At 66.7% G+C, this 14,732-nt stretch carries 25 protein-coding genes and 1 tRNA gene (1 of these 26 cut by a window edge); 23 read left to right on the top strand and 3 right to left on the bottom strand.

All coding sequences use genetic code 11. From position 1 onward, the window contains the following. The first annotated feature begins 2 nt into the window (after positions 1–2). Genes rplV through rplP form a run of 3 tightly spaced genes read left to right on the top strand, consistent with a single transcriptional unit; the run spans position 3 to position 1,519 of the window. On the top strand, positions 3–383 hold the full coding sequence (gene rplV, locus AC0QTQ_RS17835; RefSeq protein WP_121534854.1) for a 50S ribosomal protein L22: 381 nt from the start codon (positions 3–5) through the stop codon (positions 381–383). Beyond that, positions 383–1,093: a 30S ribosomal protein S3 gene (gene rpsC / locus AC0QTQ_RS17830; RefSeq protein ID WP_113901738.1), complete on the top strand. Its 711-nt coding sequence runs from the start codon at positions 383–385 to the stop codon at positions 1,091–1,093. The genes rplV and rpsC overlap by 1 nt, the downstream gene beginning before the upstream one ends. 12 nt (positions 1,094–1,105) lie before the next feature. Continuing rightward, entirely contained in the window at positions 1,106–1,519 is a 414-nt protein-coding gene (gene rplP / locus AC0QTQ_RS17825) for a 50S ribosomal protein L16 (protein WP_113901739.1), read from the top strand. A 187-nt stretch (positions 1,520–1,706) separates the two neighbouring features. On the opposite strand, the gene AC0QTQ_RS17820 is transcribed toward rplP, so the two are convergent. Beyond that, positions 1,707–1,780 (bottom strand) — tRNA-Gln (locus tag AC0QTQ_RS17820). A 242-nt stretch (positions 1,781–2,022) separates the two neighbouring features. On the opposite strand from AC0QTQ_RS17820, the gene rpmC reads away from it, so the two are divergent. The 13 genes from rpmC to AC0QTQ_RS17755 all read left to right on the top strand — a co-directional run bounded on the left by rpmC (position 2,023) and on the right by AC0QTQ_RS17755 (position 7,635). Continuing rightward, positions 2,023–2,223, top strand: coding sequence for a 50S ribosomal protein L29 (rpmC, locus tag AC0QTQ_RS17815; RefSeq protein WP_128151634.1), 201 nt, complete (start codon positions 2,023–2,025; stop codon positions 2,221–2,223). A gap of 11 nt (positions 2,224–2,234) precedes the next feature. Then, the gene (rpsQ, locus tag AC0QTQ_RS17810; protein WP_113902045.1) at positions 2,235–2,468 is read left to right on the top strand and encodes a 30S ribosomal protein S17; all 234 of its coding nucleotides are present in this window, start codon (positions 2,235–2,237) and stop codon (positions 2,466–2,468) included. Between the two features lie 77 nt (positions 2,469–2,545). Then, positions 2,546–2,914 (top strand): 50S ribosomal protein L14, encoded by a 369-nt coding sequence (gene rplN / locus AC0QTQ_RS17805; RefSeq protein WP_013066055.1) that lies wholly within the window; start codon positions 2,546–2,548, stop codon positions 2,912–2,914. Next, positions 2,914–3,219, top strand: a complete 306-nt coding sequence (rplX, locus tag AC0QTQ_RS17800; protein ID WP_480257674.1) for a 50S ribosomal protein L24 — start codon at positions 2,914–2,916, stop codon at positions 3,217–3,219. Before rplN ends, rplX begins: the two co-directional genes overlap by 1 nt. Continuing rightward, positions 3,219–3,779 carry a 50S ribosomal protein L5 gene (gene rplE / locus AC0QTQ_RS17795; RefSeq protein ID WP_480257673.1) on the top strand — a complete coding sequence of 187 codons (561 nt, stop codon included), beginning with the start codon at positions 3,219–3,221 and terminating at the stop codon, positions 3,777–3,779. The genes rplX and rplE overlap by 1 nt, the downstream gene beginning before the upstream one ends. 16 nt (positions 3,780–3,795) lie before the next feature. After that, a complete protein-coding gene (rpsN, locus tag AC0QTQ_RS17790; protein ID WP_121534858.1) occupies positions 3,796–4,101 on the top strand; it encodes a 30S ribosomal protein S14 in 306 nt (101 codons plus the stop codon). A 13-nt stretch (positions 4,102–4,114) separates the two neighbouring features. Continuing rightward, the gene (gene rpsH / locus AC0QTQ_RS17785) at positions 4,115–4,513 is read left to right on the top strand and encodes a 30S ribosomal protein S8 (RefSeq protein WP_480257672.1); all 399 of its coding nucleotides are present in this window, start codon (positions 4,115–4,117) and stop codon (positions 4,511–4,513) included. Positions 4,514–4,523: 10 nt separating this feature from the next. Beyond that, positions 4,524–5,057: a 50S ribosomal protein L6 gene (gene rplF, locus AC0QTQ_RS17780; RefSeq protein WP_480257671.1), complete on the top strand. Its 534-nt coding sequence runs from the start codon at positions 4,524–4,526 to the stop codon at positions 5,055–5,057. A gap of 11 nt (positions 5,058–5,068) precedes the next feature. After that, a complete protein-coding gene (gene rplR / locus AC0QTQ_RS17775) occupies positions 5,069–5,428 on the top strand; it encodes a 50S ribosomal protein L18 (protein WP_480257670.1) in 360 nt (119 codons plus the stop codon). Positions 5,429–5,553: 125 nt separating this feature from the next. Continuing rightward, positions 5,554–6,114, top strand: coding sequence for a 30S ribosomal protein S5 (gene rpsE, locus AC0QTQ_RS17770; RefSeq protein ID WP_113902056.1), 561 nt, complete (start codon positions 5,554–5,556; stop codon positions 6,112–6,114). 12 nt (positions 6,115–6,126) lie between these two features. After that, positions 6,127–6,318, top strand: a complete 192-nt coding sequence (rpmD, locus tag AC0QTQ_RS17765) for a 50S ribosomal protein L30 (protein WP_121534862.1) — start codon at positions 6,127–6,129, stop codon at positions 6,316–6,318. Positions 6,319–6,403: 85 nt separating this feature from the next. Further along, positions 6,404–6,736, top strand: a complete 333-nt coding sequence (locus AC0QTQ_RS17760) for a ribonuclease E inhibitor RraB (protein ID WP_121534863.1) — start codon at positions 6,404–6,406, stop codon at positions 6,734–6,736. Between the two features lie 131 nt (positions 6,737–6,867). Then, positions 6,868–7,635, top strand: a complete 768-nt coding sequence (locus tag AC0QTQ_RS17755; protein WP_480257669.1) for a DNA-binding transcriptional regulator — start codon at positions 6,868–6,870, stop codon at positions 7,633–7,635. On the opposite strand, the gene AC0QTQ_RS17750 is transcribed toward AC0QTQ_RS17755, so the two are convergent. Continuing rightward, a complete protein-coding gene (locus tag AC0QTQ_RS17750; RefSeq protein WP_480257668.1) occupies positions 7,620–8,207 on the bottom strand; it encodes an NAD(P)H-dependent oxidoreductase in 588 nt (195 codons plus the stop codon). The genes AC0QTQ_RS17755 and AC0QTQ_RS17750 overlap by 16 nt on opposite strands. A gap of 161 nt (positions 8,208–8,368) precedes the next feature. Between AC0QTQ_RS17750 and AC0QTQ_RS17745 the strand changes: the two genes are divergently transcribed. Then, positions 8,369–9,286 carry a hypothetical protein gene (locus AC0QTQ_RS17745; protein ID WP_480257667.1) on the top strand — a complete coding sequence of 306 codons (918 nt, stop codon included), beginning with the start codon at positions 8,369–8,371 and terminating at the stop codon, positions 9,284–9,286. A 10-nt stretch (positions 9,287–9,296) separates the two neighbouring features. On the opposite strand, the gene AC0QTQ_RS17740 is transcribed toward AC0QTQ_RS17745, so the two are convergent. Continuing rightward, positions 9,297–10,055 (bottom strand): TetR/AcrR family transcriptional regulator, encoded by a 759-nt coding sequence (locus AC0QTQ_RS17740; RefSeq protein WP_480257666.1) that lies wholly within the window; start codon positions 10,053–10,055, stop codon positions 9,297–9,299. A 662-nt stretch (positions 10,056–10,717) separates the two neighbouring features. Between AC0QTQ_RS17740 and AC0QTQ_RS17735 the strand changes: the two genes are divergently transcribed. The 6 genes from AC0QTQ_RS17735 to AC0QTQ_RS17710 form a co-directional block, all read left to right on the top strand. Continuing rightward, positions 10,718–11,632: a VOC family protein gene (locus tag AC0QTQ_RS17735; RefSeq protein ID WP_121534867.1), complete on the top strand. Its 915-nt coding sequence runs from the start codon at positions 10,718–10,720 to the stop codon at positions 11,630–11,632. A 55-nt stretch (positions 11,633–11,687) separates the two neighbouring features. Further along, positions 11,688–12,158 (top strand): nuclear transport factor 2 family protein, encoded by a 471-nt coding sequence (locus AC0QTQ_RS17730; protein ID WP_480257665.1) that lies wholly within the window; start codon positions 11,688–11,690, stop codon positions 12,156–12,158. Then, a complete protein-coding gene (locus AC0QTQ_RS17725) occupies positions 12,155–12,835 on the top strand; it encodes an alpha/beta fold hydrolase (protein WP_480257664.1) in 681 nt (226 codons plus the stop codon). Before AC0QTQ_RS17730 ends, AC0QTQ_RS17725 begins: the two co-directional genes overlap by 4 nt. 42 nt (positions 12,836–12,877) lie before the next feature. Next, the gene (locus AC0QTQ_RS17720) at positions 12,878–14,050 is read left to right on the top strand and encodes a p-hydroxyphenylacetate 3-hydroxylase oxygenase component (protein WP_480257663.1); all 1,173 of its coding nucleotides are present in this window, start codon (positions 12,878–12,880) and stop codon (positions 14,048–14,050) included. Between the two features lie 79 nt (positions 14,051–14,129). Continuing rightward, entirely contained in the window at positions 14,130–14,651 is a 522-nt protein-coding gene (locus AC0QTQ_RS17715; protein WP_480257662.1) for a flavin reductase family protein, read from the top strand. A gap of 33 nt (positions 14,652–14,684) precedes the next feature. Beyond that, on the top strand, positions 14,685–14,732 hold the beginning of the coding sequence (locus AC0QTQ_RS17710; protein ID WP_121534872.1) for a transporter. 822 nt of this gene lie beyond the right edge of the window; the window shows 48 of its 870 coding nt (coding positions 1–48); it begins with the start codon at positions 14,685–14,687; the stop codon falls past the right edge of the window.

The following is a 14,732-nucleotide window of genomic DNA, read 5'->3' as shown; positions in this document are numbered from 1 at the left end:
CCATGGGTAAGGAAAACAATCCGCGCCGCGTGGCGGACAACGAAGCTTTCGCCAAGACGAAGATGCTTCGCACCTCGCCGCAGAAGCTGAACCTCGTCGCTGCGATGATCCGCGGCAAGAAGGTCGACAAGGCTCTCGCCGATCTCACCTTCTCGAAGCGCCGCATCGCCGGTGACGTGAAGAAGTGCCTGCAGTCGGCCATCGCCAATGCCGAGAACAACCATGGCCTCGACGTCGACAACCTGGTCGTCGCCGAAGCCTGGGTCGGCAAGAACCTGGTCATGAAACGCGGCCGTCCGCGCGCCCGTGGTCGTTTCGGCAAGATCATGAAGCCGTTTTCGGAAATCACCATCAAGGTGCGTCAGATCGAGGAGCGTGCGTAATGGGACAGAAGGTCAACCCGATCGGGATGCGCCTCCAGGTCAACCGCACCTGGGACAGCCGCTGGTTCGCCGAGTCGAAAGACTATGGTGACATGCTGCTCGAAGACCTGAAGATGCGCGACTTCATCCACGAAGAAGCCAAGCAGGCCGGCATCAGCCGCGTGATCATCGAGCGTCCGCACAAGAAGTGCCGCGTGACCATTCACGCCGCGCGTCCGGGCGTCATCATCGGCAAGAAGGGCGCGGACATCGAAGTCCTGCGCAAGAAGCTGGCGAACTTCACGAAGTCGGAACTGCACCTCAACATCGTCGAGGTCCGCAAGCCCGAACTCGACGCCCAGCTGGTCGCCGAATCGATCGCGCAGCAGCTCGAGCGCCGTGTGTCCTTCCGTCGTGCGATGAAGCGCGCCGTGCAGAACGCGATGCGCATGGGCGCCCTCGGCATCCGGGTGAACGTTGCCGGCCGTCTCGGCGGCGCGGAAATCGCCCGTACCGAATGGTACCGTGAAGGTCGCGTGCCGCTGCACACCCTGCGTGCCGACATCGACTATGCGCTGTCCGAAGCGTCGACCCCCTACGGGATCATCGGCGTGAAGGTCTGGATCTTCAAAGGCGAGATCATGGAACATGATCCGCAAGCACGCGACCGCAAGGCCGCCGAGGCCCAGGAAGGCCCGGCGCCGCGTGGCCCGCGTCGCGACGCTCGTTGAGGGGTATGAGAGATGCTGCAACCGAAACGGACGAAGTTCCGCAAACAGCACAAGGGCCGTATTCACGGTGAAGCCAAGGGCGGCTTCAACCTGAACTTCGGGTCCTTCGCGCTGAAAGCCACCGAGCCGGAGCGTGTGACCGCGCGCCAGATCGAAGCTGCGCGTCGTGCGATCACCCGTCACATGAAGCGTCAGGGCCGGGTCTGGATCCGCGTGTTCCCGGATGTGCCGGTGTCGTCGAAGCCCACCGAAGTCCGTATGGGTAAAGGTAAGGGCTCGGTCGATTACTGGGCGGCCAAGGTGAAGCCGGGCCGGATCATGTTCGAGATCGACGGTGTGTCGGAAGTCGTTGCGCGCGAGGCCCTGCGCCTTGGCGCCAACAAGCTGCCGGTGCTGACCCGCATCGTGGCGCGCGAAGACTGGTAATCCGGTCTTCCCGTCAAGAGATCAGGCCCCCCGAGCGAATCGGGGGGCCTTTTCTTTTGGCGGTTCGATGTTCTGGGGGCTGCGGGGGCGGGGGCCTGGCGGCGGTGCAGGCGCGAAAACGCGAAAACCCGCGACGAATCGCGGGTGAGCCGGAGCCAAGCAGTTCAACATAGATGCTGGGGAAGGTTGGCTGCCCTCCGTGGATTCGAACCACGCTTACCTGAGTCAGAATCAGGCGTCCTGCCGCTAGACGAGAGGGCAACAGGGAGAAGTGCTTCGCCGCGAGCGGCTTCGGTCTTCTTGCGGGCCCAAGTAAGGGGTTGTGCGACCGGCGTCAACCGGGAAATTGCATTTTGTCGCGCTTCCGTGAATTCGGGGCATTTGGCATTGCCAGATTGGGGGTGTGGTGCTATAGGCCGCGGGTCCGGACCTCCGGACATACATAACCCACCAGGATCAGGGTCACCCCAAGGGGCCCTCTGGTGCCAAAAAAGGACCGTGGCATGAAAGCCCAAGAACTCAAGGCGAAGACGCCTGATGAGCTCCGCGACGCGCTGATCGCGCTGAAGAAGGAAGCCTTCAACCTCCGCTTCCAGCAGGCCACCGGCCAGCTCGAGAACACCGCCCGCATGCGCAACGTCCGTCGCGACGTCGCCCGCATCCAGACGGTGCTGACCGCCAAAGCCGCTGAAGCCGCGAAGTAAGGAGTCTTCCGATGCCCAAACGTATCCTGCAAGGCGTCGTCACCTCGGACAAGAATGACCAGACGGTCACCGTCCTCGTGGAACGCCGCTTCAAGCATCCGCTTCTCCAGAAGACGGTGCGGAAGTCGAAGAAATACCGCGCCCATGACGCGGAGAACACTTTCAAGACCGGTGACACCGTTCGCATCGAAGAGTGCGCGCCGATCTCGAAAACGAAACGCTGGAAGGTTGTCGTCGAGGCCTGACTTCCGTCAGGTCCCGGCGATAAACGTTCAGTTTATCGAAACCCTGGGGCTCGTCCCCAAAGGTCGGGAGTAACCAAATGATCCAGATGCAGACCAATCTGGATGTCGCTGACAACTCCGGCGCACGCCGAGTTCAGTGCATCAAGGTCCTGGGCGGCTCGCATCGCCGCTACGCATCCGTGGGCGACATCATCGTGGTGTCGGTCAAGGAGGCGATTCCGAAGGGCCGCGTGAAGAAGGGGGACGTCCGCAAGGCCGTCGTCGTTCGCACCGCCAAGGAAGTCCGTCGCGAAGATGGCACCGCCATCCGCTTCGACCGCAACGCCGCCGTCATCCTGAACAACCAGGGCGAACCGGTCGGCACCCGTATCTTCGGGCCGGTCGTTCGTGAACTGCGCGCGAAGAACTTCATGAAGATCATCTCGCTCGCTCCGGAGGTGCTGTAATGGCTGCGAAGCTCCGCAAAGGCGACAAGGTCGTCGTTCTCGCCGGCAAGGACAAGGGCAAGCAGGGTGAAATCACCGCTGTCATGCCGAAGGACAACAAGGCCGTCGTCGAAGGCGTGAACATGGCGATCCGCCATACCCGCCAGACCCAGACCTCGCAGGGTGGCCGCATCGCCAAGGCGATGCCGATCGACCTGTCGAACCTCGCGCTCATCGATGCCAACGGCAAGGCGACCCGCGTCGGCTTCCGTATCGAAGGCGAGGCCAAGGTCCGTTACGCCAAGACCACCGGGGAGGCGATCTGATGCTCGACCAGGCAACCTACACGCCCCGCCTGAAAACGCTGTACAAGGACACGATCCGTGCGGCGATGAAGGAAGAGTTTGGCTTCAAGAACGACATGCAGATCCCGCGTCTGGACAAGATCGTCCTGAACATGGGCGTCGGCGAAGCCGTCAAGGACACCAAGAAGGTCAAGCAGGCCGCCGAGGAGCTGACGCTCATCGCCGGTCAGAAGGCTGTCATCACCCACGCCAAGAAGTCGGTCGCCGGCTTCCGCGTTCGTGAAGAGATGCCGCTCGGCTGCAAGGTGACCCTGCGCGGTGACCGCATGTATGAATTCCTCGACCGCCTGATCAACGTGGCCCTGCCGCGCGTCCGCGACTTCCGCGGCGTGAAGGGCTCTTCGTTCGATGGCCGTGGCAACTACGCGATGGGGCTCAAAGAGCAGATCGTGTTCCCCGAAATCGATTTCGACAAGGTCGACGAGGTGCTCGGCATGGACATCATCATCTGCACCACCTCGAGCGTGGACGCGGAAGCGAAGGCGCTGTTGAAGCATTTCAACATGCCGTTCAACAGCTGATCGCCGGAGAGAATTTATGGCCAAGAAATCCATGGTTGAACGCGAAGTGAAGCGCGCGAAGCTGGTGAAACAGTACGCCACCAAGCGCGCCTCGCTGAAAGCGATCATCGAAGATCAGTCCAAGCCGATGGAAGAGCGCTTCAAGGCGACTCTGAAACTCGCGGAACTGCCCCGCAACTCGTCGGCGACCCGGCTGCACAACCGGTGCCAGCTGACCGGTCGTCCGCATGCTTACTATCGTAAGCTCAAACTCTCGCGGATCATGCTCCGTGACCTGGCCTCGTTCGGCCGGATCCCGGGCATGGTGAAGTCGAGCTGGTAAGGGAGAGACGGGAATGTCTGTGAACGATCCTCTCGGCGATATGCTGACCCGCATCCGCAACGCGCAGCTGCGCGGCAAATCCACCGTGCGCACCCCCGCGTCCAAGCTTCGTGCCTGGGTGCTCGACGTGCTGGCGGCGGAAGGCTACATCCGCGGCTACGAGAAGAAGGACGGCAAGCTGGGCCTGCCGGAACTCGAGATCTCGCTCAAGTACTTCGAGGGCACCCCGGTGATCCGCGAACTCAAGCGTGTCTCGACCCCCGGCCGTCGCGTCTACGCTTCGGTCAAGGAGATCCCGACGGTCCGTCAGGGCCTGGGCATCTCGATCGTCTCCACGCCCAAGGGCGTCATGACGGACGCGGCTGCGCGCACTGCCAACGTTGGCGGTGAAGTGCTCTGCACCGTGTTCTAAGGAGGGAAGCATGTCTCGTATTGGTAAAAAACCGGTCGAGCTGCCCGCTGGCACCACTGCCACGCTGGACGGTCAGACCATCGAAGTGAAGGGCCCGAAAGGGACCCGCAGCTTCACCGCCACCGACGACGTGACCCTCACGCTCGAGGGCAACACCGTCAAGGTCACTCCGCGTGGCACGTCCAAGCGGGCGCGTCAGCAGTGGGGCATGGCCCGCTCGATGATCGAGAACCTCGGCATCGGCGTCACCACCGGCTTCAAGAAAGAGCTCGAGATCCAGGGCGTGGGTTACCGCGCCGCGATGCAGGGCAAGGTTCTGAAGCTCTCGCTCGGCTATTCGCACGAAGTGAACTTCGAGGTGCCCGAAGGCGTGACCGTCACGTCGGCGAAGCCCACGGAAATCACCGTCGAAGGCATCGACCAGCAGCTGGTCGGTCAGGTCGCGGCCAACATCCGCGAGTGGCGTCAGCCGGAGCCCTATAAGGGCAAGGGCATTCGCTACAAGGGCGAGTACATCTTCCGCAAGGAAGGCAAGAAGAAGTAAGGGTGGCGAAAATGGCGAACAACAAACGCGAACTGTTCCTCAAGCGCCGCCTGCGCGTGCGGAACAAGCTTCGTTCGATGGCCAACGGGCGCCTGCGCCTCTCGGTCCATCGGTCCTCGAAGAACATCAGCGTCCAGCTGATCGACGACGTCAAGGGCGTGACCCTTGCCTCGGCCTCGACTCTCGAAAAAGAGCTCGGTGTCGTCGGCAAGAACAACGTCGAAGCGGCGGCGAAGATCGGTGCGACGATTGCCGAGCGCGCGAAGGCGGCGGGTGTCGAAGAATGCTACTTCGACCGTGGCGGCTTCCTCTTCCACGGGAAGATCAAGGCGCTTGCCGATGCGGCCCGCGAAGGCGGCCTGAAGTTCTGATCCGGTGGGGGACGTTCGCGTCCCCCCGATGATCCGGGAATGGCCCGGCGGTTCGCCGCTTCGGGTCGTTCACCAGGATTGGACAAAACGGCGTGTGCGCACGCCATCACGAAAAGGAATGCCTCATGGCAGAACGTGAACATCGCCGGGACCGCCGCGCCGAGCGCGAGGAAACCCCGGAATTCGCCGATCGTCTGGTTGCGATCAACCGTGTGTCGAAAACCGTGAAGGGCGGCAAGCGCTTCGGTTTCGCTGCGCTCGTGGTGGTCGGTGACCAGCGCGGCCGCGTCGGCTTCGGCAAGGGCAAGGCCAAGGAAGTTCCGGAAGCGATCCGCAAGGCGACCGAACAGGCGAAGCGTTCGCTCGTCCGCGTCCCGCTGCGCGACGGCCGCACGCTGCACCACGACGTCGAGGGCCGTCACGGCGCCGGCAAGGTGGTCATGCGCACCGCCGTTGCCGGTACCGGGATCATCGCCGGCGGCCCGATGCGTGCCGTCTTCGAGATGCTGGGCGTGCAGGACGTGGTTGCGAAGTCGATCGGCTCGCAGAACCCGTACAACATGATCCGGGCCACGCTCGACGGCCTGAAGAAGGAAGCCTCGCCCCGTCACGTTGCGGCTCGCCGCGGCAAGAAGGTGGCGGACATCCTCGCCAAGCCCGAAGCCGACGCTTCGGCCGAAGCCTGAGGAGACTGACCGATGACGAAGAAAACCATCGTCGTGCAGCAGGTGGCCTCGGCCGCCCGCCGTCCCGCGATCCAGACCGCGACCCTGAAGGGTCTCGGCCTGAACAAGATCCGCCGCACCCGTGAGCTGGAAGATACCCCGGCGATCCGCGGCATGGTCACCAAGATCTCGCACCTCGTGAAGATCATCGAAGAGCGCGGCTGAGCGCCCTTCGCGTCTGACAGAAAACGCCCCGGCCTGGCCGGGGCGTTTTTCATTGGAACCTGCCCGCACGACGAAGGAGACGGCGATGGACATGGCACAACAGAAGGCGGAGACGCTGCGGACCTTCCGCGAGATCGCTGCAATGGAGCCGCTGCCCGAGCGTGGCCGCGTGGCCTTCCAGTTCGTGGCCGAGGATCCGGGCGCCGACTGGGACGGATTCGGCGAGGCGGTCGAGGACCTGGGCTATGACGCCGAGGGCTTCGAGGCGGTGGACGAAGACGAGGAAGACTGCCTCGAGATCATCACGCCCGAGATGGCGCTGACGGCCGAGGGGCTGTGGGCCGAGGAAGAGAAGCTCACCCTGCTCGCCGCGGTCTATGGCTTCATCCCTGACGGCTGGGGATTCGTGGGCGCCTGAACGGCCCGGGCCGACGCGCGGCGCGGCCGCGCGATCGGCATCTCTTTCCCGAAGAGCCGGGCAGCTTGCAATTTTTGCGTCCGGAGTATCGAATCAGGGTTCCGATGCCCTGCCCTGCCCGGACCGATCCGATGACGCCAACGCCCTCGAAAACCGTGCGCTCGGTCGAACGCACCCTGCAGCTGCTCGAATTCATGAACCGGGTCGCCGTGGCCCGGGTGCAGGATCTGGCGGCGCAGACCGGCCTGCCGGCGCCGACGGTGGTGCGTCTGCTCGAGACGCTGATCGCCGCGGGCTATGTGCGCAAGCTGGGCCGGACGGCTGGCTATTGCGTGACCGAGAGGGTTGCGGCGCTCGGGGCGGGGCACCACGGGTTGCCGCAGGTTTTCGATGCCGCGCGACAGGCCGCCGAGGCGCTGACCCGGCGCACTTTGTGGCCGGCGGCGCTTGCCACGCTGGACGTCGACGCGCTGGTGATCCGCTTCAGCACCATCCCGATGAGCCCGCTGTCGCATTATCAGTCGACGATCAACCGGCGGATGACGCTGCTCGACTACGCCCATGGCCGCGCCTATCTCGCCTTCTGTCCGGCGGCCGAGCGGCGCCATCTGGTCGCGCTGCTGCAGCAATCGGCCGCGACCCCGGCCGAGTCGCAGGCGATCGAGGAACGCGCGGCGGCGGTGGTGGCGATGACCCGCGCCAGCGGCTTTGGCGAGCGCAGCGGCAATGTCCAGCCCGAGACCCATTCCCTCGCGCTGCCGCTGCGGCTTGGGGCAAAGCTCGTCGGCACGCTGGGCGTCACCTATTTCGCCCGTGCGCAGGTCGATGTGCCGGCGCTGAAGTCCGAGTTGCGGGCCGCCGTCGCGGCCTGCGAAACCGCCGCTCAGCCGGTCGGGTAACGGGTCTTCGCGCGGTCGTCGTCCTGCCCCGAGGCGCAGCGGCGGGGCGCGGCGTGACGCAGGTGCCGGACATAGTGCGCAGCCGATTGCGCCAGCGCCACGTCGTCGCAGTCGCGCACCCCCGTCAGGGTGAAGGCGGGCAGGTAGTGCATCCCGGTATGGATCGCGAGCAGCTCGAAGGGCAGGGTGACCGCGTCGAGCGTGTGCCCGTAGCGGCCGTCGGGGCTGTAATCCGCGCCGTTCGAGCCGGTCGAGACCGCGATGCCGAGCGTCTTAAGCCGCAGTGCCCGCCCCCCCGGACCATAGGCCCAGCCCCGTTTCAGGATCGCGACCATCCATTCCGACAGCCGCGGCGGACAGGAATACCAGGTCAGCGGGAATTGCAGCACGATCCGGTCGTGGGCCTTGAGCAGCGCGCGCTCGTGCGCGCCGTCGATCGGGCCGTCCGGATAGGTTGCGTAAAGGTCGTGGACCGTGCAGGTCGCGCAGTCGCGGGCCGCCGCGGCCCAGGCGGCGTTGACCCGGCTGTGCGCCAGGTCCGGATGCGCAACGATCACCAGCGTGCCTGCCATCTCTCTTCTCCCCTCGTTCGGGGCACCGTCTCACCGCGCGGACGGTGGCTCAAGCGGGCCGGACGCCAATTCCGCCTCGTGGAACTGGCGCAGGTTTCGCGTGCGCCGCGTGCGCTCCCGTGAGAGCTGTGGAGCGGACAGGACGACGCAGGGAGATGGCCATGTTCGACGACAGCGATCCGCGCAAGGCGCTTCTCAGGACCGCCCCGGCCGAGGCGACGGCGACCGGTCCGTTCTGCCTGCCGCAGGTCGGGCAGTTCCACGAGGACCCGCCGCTTGCGACGGGCGCCGGCTGGCGGGCCTGGATGCTCGGCGCGACGCGGATGGTGCTGCGGGTGGTCGAGCTGGATGGCACGGCCGAGTTCGCGCGCTCGGGGCAGCTTGACGAATACATGGTGTTCGCGCTCGAACCCTCGGTGCGCTTCACCATCACCACCGGCGCGGGCGCGGTCGAGGATCACCCGGGCAACCATCTGTTCATCGTGCCGCCGGGCGACAGCCGGGTGACGCTGCAGGGCCGTGGCACGGTGACCTTCGTCTTCACCGCCCGTTCCGCCGACCTCGTGGCGCAATGTCCGCCCGCGGCGCGGCCCGCCGCGCCCAATCCCTGCATCCCGCCGTTCCAGCCCTGGCCCGACCCGCCCGGCGGCTTCCGGCTGCGGGCCTATGACCTGGATGTGCCGCTGCAGGAGGGGCGCTTTGGCCGCATCTTCCGCTGCACGACGCTGATGGTGAACATCTTGCCGCGCTTCACCGCGCCGCGCGACGCCGCGAAGGTCTCGCCGCATTTCCACGCGAGCTTCGAGCAGGTCTCGCTGACGCTGGCGGGGGAGTTCGAGCATTTTCTGCGCTGGCCCTGGACGCCGGATCAGGCGCATTGGCTGCCCGATCTGCGCATCGCCTGTTCCAGCCCCTCGGCCACGGTGCTGCCGCCGCCGGCGCTGCACACCACGCTTTGGCTGTCGCCCGAGTCGCAGATCGTCGACATCTTCGCGCCGCCGCGGATGGACTTCTCGCAGCGCGCGGGCTGGGTTCTGAATGCGGAGGACTATCCGACGGCGCGCACCGAGATCGAATAGCGCGCGGCGCTCAGCGCCCACCGCCGGGAGGCTCCGGGCCGCCGATCTCGCCAAGCGCGGGCATGCTGGCGATGACGATCTTTTCATGCGCGATCGCCGGCAGTGCCGGCAGCGGCCGGGTGCAGATCTGCTGCGCTTCGGCCGCACTCATGCCGAAGGCAAGCAGGATGTGGCGCGCGATCTGCTCGGGGTAATCCGCGGGCGTGCGGCCCTGGGTGATCGAGACCATGGCCGCCGCCACCGCCCCCATCAGGATGTCGCGGCCGATCTCGGCGGTGCTGATCGAGAACACCCCCTGATCGAGGCCGCGCCGGATCGTCACCAGCGAATTGTGCCAGACCGTTTCGCCGAAGGTGTGGCCCGGCGCGCTCGAATGGATCATCGCCCAGCCCCAGGCCGGGTTCTTCTCGGCCGCGTGCAGATAGTAGCGAATCGCCACGGCGGTCTGTTCGGCCGGGCTGTCGAGTGCGGCGAGCATCAGGTGAACGGCGCGGTCGAACTCGCCGGTCAGTTCCTCCTGAAGCTGGTATTTCAGCTGCTCGAGATCGTCGAAGTGATTGTAGAAGGTGCCGCGCGCGACGCCGGCGCATTTGCAGATGTCCTCGATGCGCGAGGCCTGACCGGTCTCCTGGCCAAAGCAGGTGAAGGCGGCGGTCAGGAGGGTGTTGCGCGAGCGCGCCCGGCGGGCGGCGCCGATCTCGGCGCGGCGCCCGCTGCCGGCGGTCCGGTAACCGAGGGTCGAAAGCTGGCTGTCGTCGTTTTCCGCCATGAACCGGTCTTGCTGCCCTTGCATCTGCGCAGGAGAATCGCCCGGCTTGCCGCATTGCGGCGCGGTGCCGGCCGCCCCCTCCGGTATGGTCTGGATTGTCTCCGAGGTCCAGCTTTGCGCAGGCGGGACAGGCCCGGAGGCCCCGCCGCGCGCAGGGGGAGGGCCGTCCCGGGTGGGGGTGGCTGGCGGCTCGCCCCGGCGCGGCCGTGTTCTATCAACCATTTGAAATCACGTCCTGCAAAAGCGCCCCAAGGCCCCTCTGAGGGCGGTGGAAGATGGAATGTTCCCAGAGGTTATTCCGTCTGGTGGAATTTGTAAAATGACGATTTGTCATTTTGACATTCTGTCGTAGTCTTTCCGGGCAGCTTGGAGGGCTGCGAGGGAGAGGATCGGCCCGGGAGAGCCGAACGGAGGAGATCACGATGGCTGACGCACCGCGACCGGGCTGAGCCGGTCCGTGCCGCGTGGGGCCTGCGCCGGTCGGTGCGGGGCTGCGGGCCGAACATTCCATGACATTTCGCAGCGGGCTGCGCGCACATGACGCGCGACGGCCGGGGTGTGCCCCGCGCGGGCCCTCTGCCACCGCCACTTGCGACATCCGGCGCCACATCCCGTGGCCGCCGCAGCGAGCAACATTGACTGAACACGGGAAGGACCAAGACATGGGGATCAACCGCATCGACCACGCCGCGATCTACGTGGGCGACATCGGCAAGGCGCTGAGCTGGTACGAGGACGTGCTGGGCTTGACGGTGCTGAGCCGCAGCGACGACAGCGCGCATCTGGCCTGCCGCGGCGCGGCCGCCGATCTGACGCTGGTGAAGGGCACCTGCTCGCTCGACAATTTCACCTTCGGCGTCGACGACGAGGAGGATCTCGACCGGGTCGGCGCGATCCTGACGCGCGAGGGCGTGGCGCATGAACGTTTCGCCGGCGACAGCCGCCCGGGCGAGGGCGCGGCGCTGAAATTCCACCTGCCCTCGGGGCACCAGCTGCGCCTGGCCACCGGCGGGGCCGAGCGGCGCGCCGGGATCTCGGATTTCGACGCCCGCGGCTCGCATGTGCCGTGCGACATGGATCACATCAACCTGCTCGGCGAGGTGGAGCCCGAGGTGATGCGCGACTTCCTGATGATGATCGGGTTCAAGTCGTCGCTGAACATCTCGGTCGAGGGCAAGCTCGCCGGGATCTGGCTGCGCGGCTCGGCCTATGACCACGACATCGCCTACATGAAGGCGGTGAACCCGGCGCACCGGCTGCACCACGTCGCCTTCGCGGTCGAGGACGGCAACCACTATTTCCGCCTCTCGGACCGGCTGATGGACACCGGCCACCGCTGGGAATTCGGCCCCGGGCGTCACAACGCGGGGCTTGGCTCCTCGACCGGCTTCGGCACCAACAATTACGCCTACATCTTCGACCCCTTCGGCAACCGCAACGAGTTCTCCTCGGGGATGGAGCAGTTCGCCGACGACGCGACGCCGCTCAGCGTCGACATCGTGCCGGCGCAGATGCCCGAGGTGATGAACGGCTGGGGCTACGAGATGGCCGAGACCTTCATGACGGTCGGGTCCTGACCACGGGCGCAGGGCGGTCTCCCCGTGCGGGGAGACGCCCGACGGAGGGCATTCCATGACGATCACCTGGCAGCAGTTCCACGCGCTCGAGGATCTGGTCCTGCGCTTCTGGGCCTGCGTCGACGAAACGGCGCCGATCGAGGGGCCGGAGCTGTTCACCGCGGACGGTGCGCTGGTCATCGAGAGCTTCCGCGCCGAGGGGCAGGCGGCGCTGGCGCGCTATTTCATCGCGCGCCGCGCGCTCTCGGCCGAGCGCGGGCGCCTGACCCGCCATCTGTGCACCAACCTGCGGCTGCTGCCCGGCGCGGGTGTGCAACTGGCGGCGACGATCACGGTGTTTTCCGGCAGCGGGGCACGCCCGGTCGCGCTTGGGCCGCCCTCGTCGCTGGCCGATTTCACCTTCGACTGTGTCGAGACGGCCGCGGGCTGGCGCCTTGCCCGCGTCACCGGCGCGCTGATCTTCGCCGGTGCCGACACGCCCGACCTGAAGCAGGCCGCCGCCGCGGCAAGGGGAGAGACGACATGAGAAAGGTTGCGCTGATCCATGGCTGGGGCGGCTCCTACGCCGCGACCTGGCAGGCCGACAGCTGGGACGACGCGCTGCGCGCGGCGGGGTTCGAGCCGGTGGGGTTCGACATCGCCGGGCATGGGCCGCAGGGCGGCTCGCACGATCCGGCCGATTACGCCGATCTCGCCGGCGATCTGGCGGCCCGCCTGCCGGACGATCTGTTCGGCGCCATCGGCTTCTCGCTGGGCACGAAGCTGCTGCTTGAACTCGAGGCGCGGCGCCCCGGCGCGAACGGGCGGCTGGTGCTGGGAGGCATCGGCGACAATCTCTTCGCGCCGGAACAGGCCGGCCCCGCGCTTGTCGCCGCGCTGCGCGGCACGGCGCAGGAACCGCCTACGCCGCAGGTCGCGGCGCTGCTCGATTATGCGCGGCGCAGCGGCTCCGACCCGGCCTGCCTTGCGGCCGTGCTGGAGCGGCCGGCGAACCCGGTGCTGACCGAGGCCCGGCTCGCGCAGGTGCGCGCGCCGATCCTGATCTTCAACAGCCGCGCCGACGCGGTGGCGCAGCCCGACACCCGCCTGTGTGCCGCGCTGCCCGGCGCCACGCATCGGCTGATCGACGGCACCGGCCATGTCGGCCTGACCTCCGACATCCGCTTCCGCGACGCCGCGCTTGCCTTTCTGAGCCGGGGCTGACGCCGCCGGCAGACCACGACACCGACCAAAGGGAGGAGACCCATGTTCGACGCGTCCACCACCATGATCGAGCGCATCCGCGCGATCCTGCCGCAGATCGCGGCCAATGCCGTGCAGGCCGAAGGGGACCGCATGGTCCCGAAGGAGAACATCGACCTGCTGAAGGCCACCGGTCTGCACCGCGCCTTCCAGCCCAGGGCCTATGGCGGGCTCGAGATGCCGGTGCCCGAGTTCGAGAACTGCATCGCGCTGATCGCCACCGCCTGCGGCTCGACCGCCTGGGCCTTCTCGCTGCTGGCCGAGCACAACCACCAGATCGCGCTCTATTCGCGCGAACTGCAGGACGAGATCTGGGGCGAGGACCCGGACACCGTCGCCTCCTCCTCGATCGCGCCCTATGGCAAGTCGGTCGAGGTCGAGGGCGGGGTGCGCTTTTCGGGCGAATTCGGCTGGTCCTCGGGCTGCGACCATGCGCAATGGGCGATCCTCGGCTTCCTGCGCGACGCGCCCGAGGGCGGCAAGGTCTACAGCTTCGCGATCCTGCCGCGCGCCGATTACGAGATCCGCGACACCTGGTTCACCCAAGGGATGCGCGGCACCGGCTCGAAGACGCTGGTGGTCAAGGACGCCTTCGTGCCGAACCACCGCATCGAGAGCGTGCCGGCGCTGATGAGCCTGACCTCGGCGGGGGGGCATCTGTATCCCGACAGCAAGATCTTCCACGTCCCCTTCATCTATGTCTTCGCAAGCTGCTTCTCCTCGGTCAGCCTCGGCATCGCGGAACGGATGATCGCGCTTTACACCGAGCGCACCCAGGGCCGCGTGCGCGCCTATACCGGCGCGAAGGTCGGCCAGTCGATCCCAGCCTGCATGCGTCTGGCCGAAAGCGCGCATCAGGTGGCGGCGGGCCGCGCCTTCCTGGAAAAGACCTGGGAGGACATGCGCGACCACGCCGAGCGCCGGGTCTTCCCCGATGCGCAGAAGATGGCCTATTGGCGCACCAACCAGGCCTATGCGGTGAAGATGTTCGTCGCCGCGGTGGACCGGCTGTTCGAGGCCTCGGGCGGTTCGGCCTGGTTCGACGACGCCGAGGCGCAGCGGCTGTTCCGCAACAGCCACATGACCGCCGCCCATGCCTATACCGACTATGACATCTGCGCGCAGATCCTCGGCCGTGCGCTGATGGGGCTCGAGCCGGACCCGTCCCTGTTCTGAGCCCGTCCGGCCCGGCCTCCCCCCGGGCCGGGCCCCCGCGCCGGCGCGCCCTGCGCGCGTCGTCCTGACAGGAGTTCCCATGACCGATCTTTCTTCCCCCGCCGCGATCGGGTTCGATCCGCGCGCCTTCCGCGCCGCGCTTGGCTGCTTTGCCACCGGCATCACGGTGATCACCGCCCAGGCCGGCGGTCGCCGTGTCGGCGTCACCGCGAACAGCTTCAATTCGCTTTCCCTCGATCCGCCGCTGATCCTGTGGAGCCTGGTGAAGACCTCGGCCAGCTATCCGGTGTTCGAGGCCGCCAGCCATTTCGCGGTGAACATTCTTGCCCATGACCAGATCGCGCTGTGCCGCGCCTTTGCCGCGCGGGGCGGGGACAAGTTCGCCGGCCTTGCCCTGCGCGAGGGGCAGGGCGGCTGCCTGCTGCTGCCGGGCACCTGCGCCAGCATCGAATGCGCGCGCGAGGCGGTTCTCGACGGCGGTGACCACTGGCTGCTGATCGGGCGGGTCACTGGCTTTGCGCAGACCGACGCCGACCCGCTGCTGTACCACCGCGGCGCCTATTCGCTGGCGCAGCCGCACCCGCAGGCCGCCGCGCCCTGACCTTCGTCGCACATCATAAGGGAGGAGACCTTGATGAAGATGACCTGTACCCTGGGCGCCGGCGCGGTTGCGCTTGCGCTT

Source organism: Paenirhodobacter sp. YD-8 (assembly GCF_056590935.1).
The sequence above is the reverse complement of the archived record's forward strand: the minus strand, read 5'-3'. Positions and strand labels throughout refer to the sequence as shown.

Bases quoted from the DNA above. Each gene is read 5' to 3' on its own strand.
- rplV (WP_121534854.1), top strand. From the start codon at position 3: ATGGGTAAGGAAAACAATCCGCGCCGCGTGGCGGACAACGAAGCTTTC.
- rpsC (WP_113901738.1), top strand. From the start codon at position 383: ATGGGACAGAAGGTCAACCCGATCGGGATGCGCCTCCAGGTCAACCGC.
- rplP (WP_113901739.1), top strand. From the start codon at position 1,106: ATGCTGCAACCGAAACGGACGAAGTTCCGCAAACAGCACAAGGGCCGT.
- rpmC (WP_128151634.1), top strand. From the start codon at position 2,023: ATGAAAGCCCAAGAACTCAAGGCGAAGACGCCTGATGAGCTCCGCGAC.
- rpsQ (WP_113902045.1), top strand. From the start codon at position 2,235: ATGCCCAAACGTATCCTGCAAGGCGTCGTCACCTCGGACAAGAATGAC.
- rplN (WP_013066055.1), top strand. From the start codon at position 2,546: ATGATCCAGATGCAGACCAATCTGGATGTCGCTGACAACTCCGGCGCA.
- rplX (WP_480257674.1), top strand. From the start codon at position 2,914: ATGGCTGCGAAGCTCCGCAAAGGCGACAAGGTCGTCGTTCTCGCCGGC.
- rplE (WP_480257673.1), top strand. From the start codon at position 3,219: ATGCTCGACCAGGCAACCTACACGCCCCGCCTGAAAACGCTGTACAAG.
- rpsN (WP_121534858.1), top strand. From the start codon at position 3,796: ATGGCCAAGAAATCCATGGTTGAACGCGAAGTGAAGCGCGCGAAGCTG.
- rpsH (WP_480257672.1), top strand. From the start codon at position 4,115: ATGTCTGTGAACGATCCTCTCGGCGATATGCTGACCCGCATCCGCAAC.
- rplF (WP_480257671.1), top strand. From the start codon at position 4,524: ATGTCTCGTATTGGTAAAAAACCGGTCGAGCTGCCCGCTGGCACCACT.
- rplR (WP_480257670.1), top strand. From the start codon at position 5,069: ATGGCGAACAACAAACGCGAACTGTTCCTCAAGCGCCGCCTGCGCGTG.
- rpsE (WP_113902056.1), top strand. From the start codon at position 5,554: ATGGCAGAACGTGAACATCGCCGGGACCGCCGCGCCGAGCGCGAGGAA.
- rpmD (WP_121534862.1), top strand. From the start codon at position 6,127: ATGACGAAGAAAACCATCGTCGTGCAGCAGGTGGCCTCGGCCGCCCGC.
- AC0QTQ_RS17760 (WP_121534863.1), top strand. From the start codon at position 6,404: ATGGACATGGCACAACAGAAGGCGGAGACGCTGCGGACCTTCCGCGAG.
- AC0QTQ_RS17755 (WP_480257669.1), top strand. From the start codon at position 6,868: ATGACGCCAACGCCCTCGAAAACCGTGCGCTCGGTCGAACGCACCCTG.
- AC0QTQ_RS17750 (WP_480257668.1), bottom strand. From the start codon at position 8,207: ATGGCAGGCACGCTGGTGATCGTTGCGCATCCGGACCTGGCGCACAGC.
- AC0QTQ_RS17745 (WP_480257667.1), top strand. From the start codon at position 8,369: ATGTTCGACGACAGCGATCCGCGCAAGGCGCTTCTCAGGACCGCCCCG.
- AC0QTQ_RS17740 (WP_480257666.1), bottom strand. From the start codon at position 10,055: ATGGCGGAAAACGACGACAGCCAGCTTTCGACCCTCGGTTACCGGACC.
- AC0QTQ_RS17735 (WP_121534867.1), top strand. From the start codon at position 10,718: ATGGGGATCAACCGCATCGACCACGCCGCGATCTACGTGGGCGACATC.
- AC0QTQ_RS17730 (WP_480257665.1), top strand. From the start codon at position 11,688: ATGACGATCACCTGGCAGCAGTTCCACGCGCTCGAGGATCTGGTCCTG.
- AC0QTQ_RS17725 (WP_480257664.1), top strand. From the start codon at position 12,155: ATGAGAAAGGTTGCGCTGATCCATGGCTGGGGCGGCTCCTACGCCGCG.
- AC0QTQ_RS17720 (WP_480257663.1), top strand. From the start codon at position 12,878: ATGTTCGACGCGTCCACCACCATGATCGAGCGCATCCGCGCGATCCTG.
- AC0QTQ_RS17715 (WP_480257662.1), top strand. From the start codon at position 14,130: ATGACCGATCTTTCTTCCCCCGCCGCGATCGGGTTCGATCCGCGCGCC.